This is a genomic window from Streptomyces sp. NPDC003327 (assembly GCF_053589515.1).
Map to the genome: position 1 here is coordinate 24,064 of NZ_JBSFSA010000022.1, position 12,838 is coordinate 36,901.

At 74.9% G+C, this 12,838-nt stretch carries 9 protein-coding genes; 3 read left to right on the plus strand and 6 right to left on the minus strand.

Annotation, left to right across the window (positions count from 1 at the left end):
- The first annotated feature begins 59 nt into the window (after positions 1–59).
- Both ACWDVG_RS18445 and ACWDVG_RS18450 read left to right on the plus strand, forming a co-directional pair.
- The gene (locus ACWDVG_RS18445) at positions 60–5,555 is read left to right on the plus strand and encodes a trypsin-like peptidase domain-containing protein (RefSeq protein ID WP_451700307.1); all 5,496 of its coding nucleotides are present in this window, start codon (positions 60–62) and stop codon (positions 5,553–5,555) included.
- Positions 5,556–5,557: 2 nt separating this feature from the next.
- Positions 5,558–6,691, plus strand: a complete 1,134-nt coding sequence (locus ACWDVG_RS18450; protein WP_451700308.1) for a trypsin-like serine peptidase — start codon at positions 5,558–5,560, stop codon at positions 6,689–6,691.
- On the opposite strand, the gene ACWDVG_RS18455 is transcribed toward ACWDVG_RS18450, so the two are convergent.
- From ACWDVG_RS18455 to ACWDVG_RS18465, 3 genes are all read right to left on the minus strand, one after another.
- Positions 6,678–7,364: a maltokinase N-terminal cap-like domain-containing protein gene (locus ACWDVG_RS18455; RefSeq protein ID WP_451700309.1), complete on the minus strand. Its 687-nt coding sequence runs from the start codon at positions 7,362–7,364 to the stop codon at positions 6,678–6,680. The two genes, ACWDVG_RS18450 and ACWDVG_RS18455, sit on opposite strands and share 14 nt — an antisense overlap.
- A 150-nt stretch (positions 7,365–7,514) precedes the next feature.
- Entirely contained in the window at positions 7,515–8,027 is a 513-nt protein-coding gene (locus tag ACWDVG_RS18460) for an AMIN-like domain-containing (lipo)protein (RefSeq protein ID WP_451700310.1), read from the minus strand.
- A gap of 435 nt (positions 8,028–8,462) precedes the next feature.
- Positions 8,463–8,693, minus strand: a complete 231-nt coding sequence (locus ACWDVG_RS18465; protein WP_451700312.1) for a hypothetical protein — start codon at positions 8,691–8,693, stop codon at positions 8,463–8,465.
- A gap of 368 nt (positions 8,694–9,061) precedes the next feature.
- Between ACWDVG_RS18465 and ACWDVG_RS18470 the strand changes: the two genes are divergently transcribed.
- Positions 9,062–9,874 (plus strand): hypothetical protein, encoded by an 813-nt coding sequence (locus ACWDVG_RS18470; protein ID WP_451700313.1) that lies wholly within the window; start codon positions 9,062–9,064, stop codon positions 9,872–9,874.
- Positions 9,875–9,904: 30 nt separating this feature from the next.
- On the opposite strand, the gene ACWDVG_RS18475 is transcribed toward ACWDVG_RS18470, so the two are convergent.
- From ACWDVG_RS18475 to ACWDVG_RS18485, 3 genes are read right to left on the minus strand one after another with little or no spacing between them, the layout of a single operon-like run.
- A complete protein-coding gene (locus ACWDVG_RS18475) occupies positions 9,905–11,161 on the minus strand; it encodes a vWA domain-containing protein (RefSeq protein ID WP_451700314.1) in 1,257 nt (418 codons plus the stop codon).
- Between the two features lie 14 nt (positions 11,162–11,175).
- On the minus strand, positions 11,176–12,393 hold the full coding sequence (locus ACWDVG_RS18480) for an AAA family ATPase (RefSeq protein WP_451700316.1): 1,218 nt from the start codon (positions 12,391–12,393) through the stop codon (positions 11,176–11,178).
- Entirely contained in the window at positions 12,390–12,773 is a 384-nt protein-coding gene (locus ACWDVG_RS18485) for a hypothetical protein (protein ID WP_451700317.1), read from the minus strand. Before ACWDVG_RS18485 ends, ACWDVG_RS18480 begins: the two co-directional genes overlap by 4 nt.
- Between the last annotated feature and the right edge of the window lie 65 nt (positions 12,774–12,838).

Consider the following 12,838-nt stretch of genomic DNA (forward strand, 5'->3'; position numbering starts at 1 on the left):
TCATGACGTCCGGCGCCGGCGCGTCCGGCGCTGCGCGAGGAGCGCCGGGCAGGTGATCCATGCCGCTCACCGAGACCGAGTGGGGCCTCGTCACCGACTGGGTGCGGGTCCATCTCGTCGACACCCCCGAGCCCCGCGGCCGGCTGCTCGGTTCGGGGCTGCCCGCGGATTTCGTGGAGGACCTCCCGCTCACCTCGGACCCGCACCGCAACGCCTTCGTGGTGGTGGACGGGGCCCGCCGGGACATCGCCCACCAGCGGCGGCTGCTCTCCGTCCTCGCCTCGCTCGACGGGCTCGGCGCCATCGACTACCCGCACGCCTTCGAGCAGGGCGCCGAGGCGCGGAACCTGCTCACCCGGCTGAGGGAGGACGAGCGGATCCGGCGCTCGCCGCGCGATCCGTTCCTCAGCACCCTCCTCAAGCGGGGCACCACGGCGTTTCTCGACCGCGCCGAGCTGCGCGAGAAGCTCCGCGGCTTCGTGTCCGACCCGGAGCAGACGGTCCTGGTGGTCGACGGGCCGCCGGACAGCGGCCGCTCCTACACGTACGAGTTCATCCGCCACCTCGGCCAGCACTGCGGTTTCCGGCCGGTACGGGTGGTCCTGACGCGTACGACGACGGCGGCCCGGCTGGTGGAGCGGCTCGCCGCCTTCGTGGCGGGGCCCGGACACGACGGGATCGCGGTGAACCCGACCCGGTTGAACGATCCCCTGCCGTCGTACGAGGACGCCGTGCACCGCGTCGTGGCCCGGGCGACGGCCGCCGACGAGCGGTTCTGGCTGGTCCTGGACGACTGCGACCGGCTCGACCCGAACTCCGACGTCTGGGACTGCGTCGGGGTCCTCGCTCGGGCGATCTACGAGCACACGCCGGTACGGACCGAGACCGCGCCCCGGCTCGTACTCCTCGGCTACGCGACGTCGGCCCGCCAACTCCCTTACGAGGTGCGGAACAACGAGTGCCGGGACGTCACGCGTCTCCTGGACGCGGACGATCTTCGGGCGTTCTTCCGGGAGTTCTTCACCGAGGAACGGCAGGGCCCGGTCGACGAGGCGACCGTCCGCGCGCTCACCGACACCGCCGTGACCGAGGTGCTGCACGCCGCCGACCGCCGGGGCGGCGAGCAGAGCTGGATGCGCCGGGTCTGCACGGCGGTCGAGGACGTCGTACGGTTCCACCGGGTCTTCGCGTCGGTGCCGCCCGGACCCGGGGAGGCCGGGCACCAGCTGCGGGACGCCCTGCGCACCGGTCTCGCCGACGCCGCGCCCGCGCTGTCGGAGCCCCGGCGCCGCTACCGCGAGGCCGCCTGCCTGCTCCAGGATTTCGACCCGGCGCTGCTGCGGCTGCCGGACGAGGACGCGCCGACCGGACGCGCCGTGCTGGAGCTCGTCGACGACTGCACGGCGCTCCCCTCCCCCGAGGCCACCGTGTGGACGCTCACGCCGGAGGCGAGGGAGGCGGCCCTGGCCGGTCTCGACGGGCCGGGGGCCGCGCTGCGCGCGCTGCGGGCGGGCCTCGGCGCGGCGTGCGCGGCGGCCGGCGACGGGTCGGGGCCGGAGGCGGCGGCTCTCGCGCTGCTCGGGGGCGGGGACGTGCCGCGGCCGTCCGCGGGCGCCCGGGACGAGGCGGAGGAACTCACGGACACCCTCCAGGCGGTCCTGTGGCTGCGCCGGGTGCCGGGCGTGACGGGGCTGCCGTCCGTGGACGAGGTGCAGCACCGCCTGGAGAAGGCCCGGGTGCTCCAGCCGCTGCGCCGCCTCGTGCGGGACTCGTTCCACGGACGCCTGGCCGAACGGGAGGCGCTGCGCACCTACATCGAACTTCCGGAGGAGCCGGCCGAGCCCCCGGTCCTCCTCCACGGCGTGGGCGGCATCGGGAAGAGCACCCTCCTGGCCAGGTTCCTGCTCGACGCGCTGGCGGACGCAGAGCCCACCGGATTCCCCTTCGCCTACATCGACTTCGAGCGGCCGACGCTCTCCATCCACGAACCGGCCACGGTCATCGCCGAGATGGCCCGGCAGCTCGGCATCCACCATCCGACCCGGCGCCGGGAGTTCGACGCGCTCGCCGACGCCTGCGAGCGCACGGCAGCCTCCCAGCGCGGCGAGCGCAACGAACTCGACTCGCTCCACCAGGTGTCCACGACCCGGGCGACGTTCGGCCGGGACTACTCGGCCGACTTCCACGTGCGAGCGAGCGCCCGCGAACAGGAACTCGCCCACCAGCTGGCCACCCTGGTCGCCGAGGCCGTCCGGGAGCGGCCACCGGAGCCCTCCGGAGCCGCCGCGCCCCCGGAACCCTCCGGAGCCGCTGCGCCTTCGGAGGCCCTGTCGTGGGACGGCGCCCCGGCCGGCCGGGGGCCGCACGGGGCGGCCCCCATGCCGCCGCCGTTCGTCGTCGTCCTCGACTCCTTCGAGGAGGCGCAGTACCGGGGCTCGCCCGTCATGGGCCGCATGTGGGCCATCTGGACCGCGCTCCGGGCCGCCTATCCGCGCCTGCGGTTCATCGTGTCCGGGCGGGCGCCCATCGACCACCCCGCCCGGGTGCTCACACCCCGCACCCGCGAGCTGACCGAGCTGGACCACCAGGCCGCCGTGGACCTGCTCCTCACCTCCGGGGTCGAGGACGAGGTGCTGGCCGAGGACCTGGTCGACCGGATCGGCGGCCATCCGCTGAGCCTCAAGCTGGCCGCCCGTACGGCGGTCGCCGCGGAGGCCGCGGCCGGCGGGCCGGGCGGGGCGGGGTCGACGGGTGAGCTGCTGCGCGGACTGCCCTCGCGGCGCCGCTACTTCGACCGTCAGGTCGACCAGATGCTCATCCAGGGCACGCTGTACGAGCGCCTCCTCAACCACATCGTGGAGGACGACGTCCGGGTGCTCGTCCAGGCCGGGCTCGCCCTGCGGTTCCTCACTCCGGAGCTGGTCCGGGAGGTGCTCGCGGAGCCTGCGGGCCTGCGGGTCGACAGCAACGAGGAGGCGCGCCGCCTCTTCGGGCTGCTCACCTCGCGGGTCGATCTGATGGAGCCGGCGGGCCCCGGCGCGATCAGGCACCGGGCCGACCTGAGGGCCATCATGCTGCGCCTCTCCGACAGCGCCCGCACCGATCTGATGCGGGGCGTGGACCGGCGCGCGGTGGCCTACTACGCGGCGCGCGAGGGCCCGGCGGCGCGGGCGGAGGAGATCTACCACCGGCTGCGGCTCGGCGAGAACCCCCGTACGGTCGAGGCGCGTTGGGAGCCTGGGGTGGCCGCCCACCTGGGGGGTGCGACCCACCGCGAGATGGCTCCGCGCTCGGCGGCCTTCCTCCTCGGCAGGATCGGCGGACACGTGCCCGACCAGATCATGGCCGAGGCCGCCCAGGAGGACTGGGAGCGCATCGCCGCCCGCGAGGTCGAGGACCTCCTCACCCAGGGGTACGTGGAGGCGGCGGCGCAGCGGCTCGCCGAGCGGCGGCCGTGGACGCCGTGCAGCCGTCTGCACGCGCTGCTCGGCGAGACGCTGGCCCGCTCCGGGCGGGCCCCCGAGGCGCGGGAGGCCGTCGAGCACGCCGTGCAGGACGCGGCGGACGCGGGCTGCGCGGAGACCCGTCTCGAACTGCTGCAGCTGTCGGCGCGGCTCGCGCAGGACGCGGGCGACTTCGCGGAGGCGGGCCGGGCGCTGGAGGAGGCGGAGGAGGTCGCCGAGGGCCTGGGGCTGCGCTTCGAGTCGCTGGGTGTCCTCGTGGCCCGCTCCCGCCTCGCGGCCCTCGCGGACGACGACTCCGCCCCGGCGACCCGGGAGCGGCTGGCCCGGACGCTGCGGGGCATGCGGGACGAGGAACTGGCCCGGCAGCCGTCCCTGGCGCGTACGGCGGCGGCCACCGCGGGCCGGGCCGATCCGCAGCTCCTGGAGCACACGCTGCGCCTGGTCGGCCTCCCGGCGGACGAGGAGGCGGTGGTGACGGAGCTGGCCCACTGGATCGACGTCACGATGGACGACGAACCGCGCCTGCGGGAGCCGCTCGCCCGGATCCTGGAGTCGGCGGCGGACGGGGCCGTACGGGACCGGGCCTCGGCGATCGGAGCCGTACGGGACCGGCGGGCAGAGGACGGAGCCGTACGGGACCGGCCGGGAGCGAACGGCGGCGGCTTCGGGGCGGACGGGGCGCCGCCCCGCATGGCCCGGGGCACGATCGAGCGGGCGCTGCGCGAGGCCCGGCGGCGGGGCACGCTCGACGGGGTGGCGCGGCAGGCCCTGGCGCTGCGGGACGGGAGCGGCGACCTGCTGCTCGGGGTGGCGTCGGCGATGGACGCCGAGGCGTCGGGGGCGGGGGCCCTTCAGGGGCGGTCCGGCACGGGGCGGTGGACGCGGCCGGCACCGACCGCCGCCGGGGCCGCGCTGCGCGCGGAGCCCCATCTGCCGCCGGAGGAGCTGGTGCGAGTCCGCAACGCCGTCACGGAGGCGGGACTCGCCGATCACCTGCTGCGCCCGGTGCTGCTCAAGGGCATTCCGGTGAACTTCACGGCGACCCTCGCACCGCACGGCGACCCCAGGGAGCAGACGGACGCCGACCTCGCCGCCATGAACCGGGTCGAGCGGCTGATGTCCGGTCTGGTGCCGCTGGAGGTCTGGCTCCACAACGCGCTGGAGAAGACCCACGAGCCGGGGCCGCGCGCCGTCCTGGAGGGCGCGCTCGACGCCGTGGCCCGCACGACGGGCGGCGAGGCGGAGCTGCCGGACGAGTCGATGCCGACGGAGCTGAAGGAGGAGATCATCCTCCAGGACGACACGGTGCCCTACGAGTTCCTGCGGGACGGCATCCGGGCCGGGGCCTCCGTCGCGCTGCTGCGGATTCCGCCGTACGAGGCGGGCGCGCCGCTGCTGCCGAACTACCCGCACGGCGGGACGGGGTGGATGATCGCGCCGGGCCTGCTCATCACCAACCACCACGTGGTCATGGCCCGTTCGTGGGAGCGCGGGGTGCGGCCCTACGTGAGCGACGAGGACCTGCGGCTGCAGGCGCTGATGTCCCGGTCGCGGTTCGACTTCGTCGAGAACACCGTGGACCCGCCGGAGGCGACGGCCGGTGAGCTGGCCGCCTGGGACGCGGCGCTCGACTACGCGGTCGTGCGGCTCGCGCCGGGACAGCCGGAGCGGCCGATGCTGCGGATCGCGACCCGCCCCCTGCTGGTGCGCGAGCGGCAGCGCGTACCGGTGAACATCATCCAGCACCCGGGCGGGCTGCCGAAGCGGGTGGCGCTGCGCAACAACCTGGTCTACCGGGCGGACGAGCACGACCTGCTGTACTTCACCGACACCCGGGGCGGCTCCTCCGGTTCACCGGTCTGTCTGGACGACTGGACGGTGGTGGGGCTGCACCGGGGGACGCGGAAGATCGACGAGGTCGAGTTCCAGGGCGGGAAGACCCGGTTCGTGAACGTCGGCACCCAGATGAGCGGGATCCTCGGCCATCTCAGGGAGCAGCGGCCGGAGTTGTACGAGGAGATCATGGCGGCCCAGCGGGGGCGGCCGGTCCCGGGGAGCGATCCCCACGACGCGCCAAGCCGAGGTGAGTGACGATGCCGAACGGAACAGGGACGCCTTCGCCGGTCGCGACCGGTGCGGAGCGGATCTTCGGTGATCTGCGGGCGGTCGCCGACCGGGTGCGGGCCGGCCTGGAGGCGGAGATCGCCGAGTCGTCGTGGGAGCTGCCCGCTGCGGCGGCGCCGGGCGTCGAGATCTCGCGCTTCGCCCGTGAGGAGCGGGCGCGGGTCCTGGAGGCGGGGGTCAGCGGCCTGGAGAAGCTGGCGGCGCACCGGGAGGACGAGATCCGCGAGGACGAGGCCTTCGGGGTGGAGGCGATCGTGCTCCTGGAGGGGCGTCCGGCGATTCTGGTGCAGGGGCAGGACTTCGCGTCGCAGCGGGACGAGTGGGCGGTGCTGGACGGCGAACGGCTTGCCATACGCGACTCGTTGGCGCGGGTGGGCCGGGTGGAGGTGAGCGGGCATCCGAGTCTGGACTGGATCGGGACGGCGTTCCTCGTCGGACCGCGCACGGTGATGACGAACCGTCATGTGGCGGTGGAGTTCGCCCGGTCGGAGGGTGACCGGTGGGTCTTCGGCTTCGCCATGTCGGCGCGGGTGGACCCGGCGGAGGAGCTGCCGCCCGCCGGGGCGCCCTTCGCGGGCGTGCCGGACGTCGGGGCGCCGGTGCCGGGCGGGCCGGACGTCGGGGCGCCCGGCGCGCCTCCGGCGCCGTACGAGGTCACGGAGATCATCGGGATCCACCCGGACGTCGACATGGCGCTGCTGCGGGTCGAGCCCGCGGGCGACGGGGGGCTGCCGACGCCGCTCGCCGTGGCCGCGGACGCCCCGGCGAGCCTACCGGGGCGTCCGGTGTACGTGATCGGCTACCCGGCGTGGGACGGACGGCGCAACGAGCCGGAGTCGATGCGCCGGATCTTCATGGACGTCTACAACGTGAAGCGGCTGCAGCCCGGGGCGGCGACCGACTTCACCCCCGGCGGCCTGGTCATGAAGCACGACTGCTCGACGCTGGGCGGGAACAGCGGCTCGCCCGTGCTCGACCTCGCCGACCACCGGGTCCTCGGTCTCCACTTCGGCGGCCGCTACCGGACGGGGAACTTCGCGGTGCCGCTGTGGGAGCTGGTGGAGGACCCGCTGCTCGCCCGTGCCGAGATCAACTGGGTGTGACGGGGAGGACGAGGACGAACGGCTCGCGGGCGGTCGTGCCGTCGGCGCGCCGCCACTCGGCGACGACCCGGCCCACGGCCTCCGGCTCGGTCACGTCGCCCGGGGTGCGCCGCAGGCGCAGGACGAGCGGGGCCGCGGCGCCCGGCGTCCGTACCTCGATGTCGGTGCGGCCGGGTCCGTCGGTGACCCGGACGATCTCCGCGTCGCCCCCGGAGCCCTCGAAACCCTTGGAGTCGGCGAGGCCGTCGAGGCCGTCGACGGAGGCGGCGACCGTCGGGTCCGGGGTGTCGGTCAGGGACTGGGCCTGCGGCACCGCGCGGCCGGTGAGCAGCGCGTACGACTGGGCGACGAAGACGGGGTCGTGGGCGCCGTCGTACACCCACCGCTTCCCCAGGACGCCGTGCTCGGTCGTGCCGATGAGGCCGTCCTCGGCGCCGTCCAGCGGCCCGGCCCGGTAGGTCATGGGGACGAGGTACGCGACGGCGTCCGGGGCCTCCCCGTCGGTGACGACCATGAACTCGATGCCCACCTCGCCCTCCGGGTCGTCGAGGCGGAAACCCCCCGCCTTGACCGGCCGCGGCTCCCCGCCCGCGTACCACTCCCGGGTGGGGAGCCAGGCGGCGAGGAGTTCCAGCTTGGTGGGGCGCAGGGTGGTGCGGTGGATGACGGCCATCGTGCGGGTCCTCTCGTCCGTGCTCCGGTCGTCCTTGATCCGGAACTCCGCAACGTAACAGAGCGGATGCCGGAGCCGGCCGGGGGCGCCCCTCCGGCCGGCTCTCAGGGGATCGCACGTCGTGCCGGGCCCGGGCGGGCCCGCCCCCGACTAGCGGTAGACGTCGACGACCACCCGGTTGGGGGCGGTCAGCGTGAAGACGCGGTAGCTGGTCGACGGGCCGAGGGAGATGCCGAACTCGCCCCTGGCCGCGTGGAAGTTCGTCAGCTGGACCGCTTTGACGGTGGGCAGCCCGAAGGACTTGTTGAAGGTCAGGCCGCTCGCCAGGTGGACGGGGTCCATGGTGACGAACAGGTAGGAGTCGCCCTTGACGTCCAGGTACTCGGTCTGGCCGCTCATGGGCATGTAGGCGCCCGTGGTGTTCGTGTAGGTGTTTGTGACGGCGGTCCCCGCGGTGAGGTCGAAGACGAGGCGGTCGTAGTCCGCGTGCGTCGCGGCGCGTATGCCCGTGATGCAGGGGTGGTCGTAGCACGTCAGGGCGGAGGTGCCGGTGTCGGTGGTCGGCGCCGCGGTGGCCGCCGGAGCGGCGAGGAGCGTGGTGAGGGCGGCGGCGGCGAGCGGAACGGCGATTCGGGTCCAGCGGGACCGCAGGGCACGCGTCATGTCGGCAATCCTTTGTATGGATTCGGCTGCCCCGGCGGGAGGTCGGGCTTTCCCCCGGTGCGCCGAACGCGATCTTCGGACGTCAAACGGGATGCAGCCTAGACCGACCCCCCGCCGCCCTGACCAGAGCATTCGCCAGAGGTGGCCGAAAGAGGTGCCCATGCGGCCGGTTGGCGAATTGCGTGTCGAGACCGGGCACAGACAGTCGATAACAAGCCAACTGCCGCTCGCGCTCCCGTACCCCCGGGGGTTCCTTGTTACTGTCGCCCGGCGGTTGACAGGGGTGGGCTTCCGCCGCTTTCGCCTGCCCTCAATCGTTATGAGACGCAAGGGATTTGACGTACGCACCTTGCTGAAGGAGAGCGAACCTTGGCACAGCGGACAGCATGACATCCCGGCCGGGCGGGAGCCCGGGTCAGTCGGGTGGGAGCCCGCTCAGTCGGGTGGGGCGCATCCGGTGCGGCGTTCGGCGAGTGCGGCCGCCGCCGTGTCCGCGTCGATCCGGACACCGAACTCCTCGTAGGCGACGCGCCCTACGTCGTCGGCGGTCGCGGCCAGGTCGCGATGGAGGGCCAGCTCGGCCGCCCCGAGTGCGAGGACCTCCTCGCGCCCGGACGCGCGGGGGTCGGTGAGCGCGGAAAGAACGTTTCGCCATAACGCGGCCATCAGCGTCGTACACCTCTCGTCCGAACGTGCTCGTGACGCGGGTCCGCCCCTCCCGGCCCCACGGAACCTCCCGTGCGCCTCGGCGCCCCGCGTCACGCCCGCCAGCCTGCTCCGCGCCGGGGCCGTCACGCCCGCGCCGTCCGGGCTCCGCTCGAACGGGCGACGCGGCCGGGGCCAAACTCGTTCGCCCCCGAGTCGCGCCGAGCCGTGCGTTTCCGCCACGGAACGCGCCGCGACGCCCCGGCCCTGTGGTTCCGTGTTCGATACGGCTCCGGCGGGGCCGCCCTTCGGACCGGTCCGGGTCCGTCCCCACGGACCGGGATCCGCGAGGGGTGACCGGTGCCACGCCCCGCTCTACGATCATGCTCATGTCGATTTCCCTCTCCTCCCTCCCGGTGCTCCGAGGCCGGGGCGGGGCCGTCCTGTCCGCCGAGGACCTCGGGCTGGTCCTCGACCTCCCGCGCGAGCAGGTCACCTTCACCCCCGACGGGCTGGGCCGGATACGCGCCGAGGGCCGTTCGGTCCTGATCGAACTGCGGGCGAGGGCCGGGACGACGCCCCGCGTCCACCGCGTCGACGACGTGGACGAGGCGGCGGCCGCCGCCTTCGCCGACGGGGTCAACGCGATCCTGGCGAACCGGACGGACAGCGACGACGTCGACGGGACCCCGTTCGCCGTGGTCCGCTCGCTCGCCCCCACCTGGCGGTCGAGGTTCCACCGCCGGATCCTGCGGGGCGCGCTCGGGCACCTGCTGGCGCTGGTCGTCCTGTGCGTGGTGGCGGGCGGGCTGGACGAGTGGGACCTGGTGCTCCTCACGGTCCCGGTCGGCGGCTTCGCCTGGACGGGCCTGTGGCTCGGCCTGTACGGGGTGATGCGCGCGCGGCGGGAACGCCTGCTGTACCGGCACGGCGTCCTGGTGACCGCCACCCGCGCCACCATGACCCGCGGGGGGTACGTCTACCCGGACGCGACCGGGACGTACCGCGGCTTCCTGCACGGCGAGGCCGGTCCCACGATCACCGTCGCCCACCCCCCGGAGGACCCGGCGGACGTGCTGGTGCCCTCCTCGCCGTTCACGCACCTGGTGAACACCTACGCGGGCGCCGTCCTGGTCTTCTGCTGCGGCGTCCTGATCGTCCTCCACGCCGTGATGGCCGTGACCCTCTTCCTCGACGGCTAGGCCGCCACCTGCGGGGGTGAACCCGGGCGGTCAGGACGCCGGGGGGACCCGTACGGTCTCGACCCACGACGGGGGCGCGGGGGCCTCCGGGCCGATCAGGGCGGCGATCAGGCGGCAGGAGACCGGCTCGTCCGGCCACGGGGTGAAGCCGTCCGTCAGGACGACGACGATGTGCGGCCGGTCCTGCGCGGCGAGCGCCGCCCGGATGCCGACGGTCATGTCCGTACCGCCGCCACCGGCCAGTTCGACCTGCTCGACCCCGGTGACCCGGGCGACGGCGTGCACGTCGGCGTCGCAGGCGAGGACGGCGACGCGGTTGCCGCCGACTCCCACCTCGCGCAGTACCCCCGACACCTCGGCGAGCGCGGCGGCCAGCTCGTCCTCGCCCATGGAGCCCGAGGTGTCCACGACGATCGCCACGCGTGGCAGCGGACGGCGCAGGCTCGGCAGCACCACGCGGCCGCCGAGGGCGGAGGTGCGGCGGGAGGGGCGCCGGTAGGAGTAGTCGACCGCGCCGCTAGCCCAGGCGACGGCCTCGCGCACGGCGCCCGTCAGGGCCGCGCGCCAGTCGACGGTGGGTTCGAGGACCTCCTCCGCCCAGCGCTGCCAGCCCGCCGGGACGGTCCCGCGGGAGCGCTGTCGCGCATGGGCGCGGATCGCCCGGGCGGTCTGCCGACGCAGCGCCTCCGCCTCCACCGGGCCCAGCCGGGCGACCCCCGCACCGCTCTCCCCCAGGTCCCAGGGCGACGGACGGCCGTGCGCGCCGGAGCCGCAGTCGACCGGATGCCGGGGGGTGGCCGGGACGCCCGGCAGGTAGCCCTCGAAGAGCACGCCCGTGGGGAGCCCGAAGAGGCCGGGCTCCATCCGGCCCTCCGGCAGCTTCAGCCGGTCGGCGAGGAGGTCGTCGTTGATCTCGCAGTCCTGCGCGACGTTGACGCGCACGGGGTCGCGCTGGTCGGCCGCCGGAAGCCGGTCGGCCCGTCCGTGGTGGTCCCGCAGCAGGTGCGCGACCTCGTGGATCCAGACCCCGGCGAGCTCCTCGATGCCGGTCTCCTCGACGAACCCGGCGGCGACGTAGCACCGCCAGAAGCGGTCGACGGCCATGGTCGGCACCCGCGCGGAGGGCACGACGGTCAGCGCGTAGAGCGCGGAGGCGAGGTACGGGCGCACCTCGGCCGCCTTGTACCGCGCGGCCAGCAGCTTGGCCCGGTCGAGCACGGGGGCGGGGCCGGGATCGGGGCCGGGATCGGGGCCGGGATCGGGCGCGGGGCCGCTCGGGGGCGTCATCGCGGGGGCGTCCGTCAGCGGGCGGCCGGGAGGGCGCCGGCGAGGTGGAGGAGTTCCAGGAAGGCGTCGATCCCGGGCGGGACCGGCCAGTCAGGCTCGCGGAGGGCGGCGAGGTCCCCGGCGGCGCGCGCCGCGACGTCCGGCACCCCCGCGTCGACGGCCTTGGCCAGGACCTCCCAGCCCGCCTCCCAGCGGATGCGCGTGGGCTCGCTCTGCACGGCGGCGACCACGGCGATGAGGAACGCCAGTTGGCGGTCACCGCGCTCGGGCAGGGCGAAGGCGTCCGGGTCGGCGAGGACCCGGTCGGGGTCGGGCAGGTCGAGGTTCTCCAGGTACGACACCAGCTCGATCCCGGCCGCCTCGCCGACCGCGCCGATGACGGCGGCGGACCGCGCCTCGCGCCCGGCACCGGAGGCGTACCCGGCGGCGAGCAGCCGCAGCGCCATCTCCCAGGTGCGGGGCGACGGCCAGGCGCGCCCGCGGCCCTCGGCGGCGGCCGGCATGTGGTGGGCGAGGCCGGGCCGTGCGGTCAGGAAGCCGGAGATCACACCGCGGGCGCGGGCGACCGCACCGGGGATCCGCGCGGGGTCCACGGCGGGAAGCGCGGTCTCGGGCCAGGTGCCGGCCATCCCGCGGGCGACGGTGCGCGGGTCGTGCGTCCAGTCGAGGTGGACGAAGCGGTTGGCGAGGGGCGGGGTGAGGTGCCAGCCGTCGGCGGCGCTGGAGGGCGGGTTGGCCGCCGCCACGATGCGGACCGAGGGGGGCAGGGCCAGGCTGCCGACCTTGCGTTCGAGGACGACGCGCAGCAGCGCGGCCTGCACGGCGGGCGGCGCGGAGGAGAGCTCGTCGAGGAAGAGCAGCCCGTGGCCGGTGGTCGCGAGCCGGACGGCCCAGTCCGGTGGGGCCATCGGTACGCCGGTGGTGGCGGGGTCGTCCCCGACGACGGGCAGCCCGGCGAAGTCGGAGGGCTCGTGGACGCTGGCGACGACCGTCTCCAGGTGCACGCCGAGGGCGGCGGCGAGCTGCTCCATGCCGGCCGACTTGCCGATGCCGGGCTCGCCCCAGAGGAGAACGGGCTGATTGGCCGTCACGGCGAGGGCGAGCGCCTCCAGTTGGGGGCTGGCGGCGGGCTCGGTGCGGGTGGCGTCGAGGCGTGCGCCCAGCGCGTCGGCGGCCGCGAGGGCGGCGGGTACGGGGGTGGGCGCGGCTCCGTCCGGCGGGGAGTTCGTCATGCTCCGGTCACCACGTCCCGGTCGTCGCCGTGCCGGTCCTCGGACAACTCCTCGTCCCCGTCCGGCTCCTCGTCCCCGTCGGGCTCGTCGTCCCAGTCCGGCTCGTCGTCCCGCTCGTCGGCGTATTCGTCGTACCACTCGGAGCCGATCCCCGGGTGCTCCGCCAGGACGCGGCGGCGGAGGAACATCAGGTCGGTGCGGACGTACCGGCGGATGATCTGGGCGAGCGAGAGCTCCGTCGCGTCGGTCGCGTCGATGCGGGCGCCCGCGTCGACGAGGTCCCGGACGAGCTCGAGGGAACCCCCGTTGGCGACGGCGACGACCAGCGGCGTCTCCCCGTTCCTGTCGACGGCCTCCAGGTCGAGCCCGGCGGCCAGCAACCGCGGCAGCAGCGCCCGGTGGTCGAGCAGGTGGAGCAGGTGCAGGAGGCTCCGGCGGTCGCCGT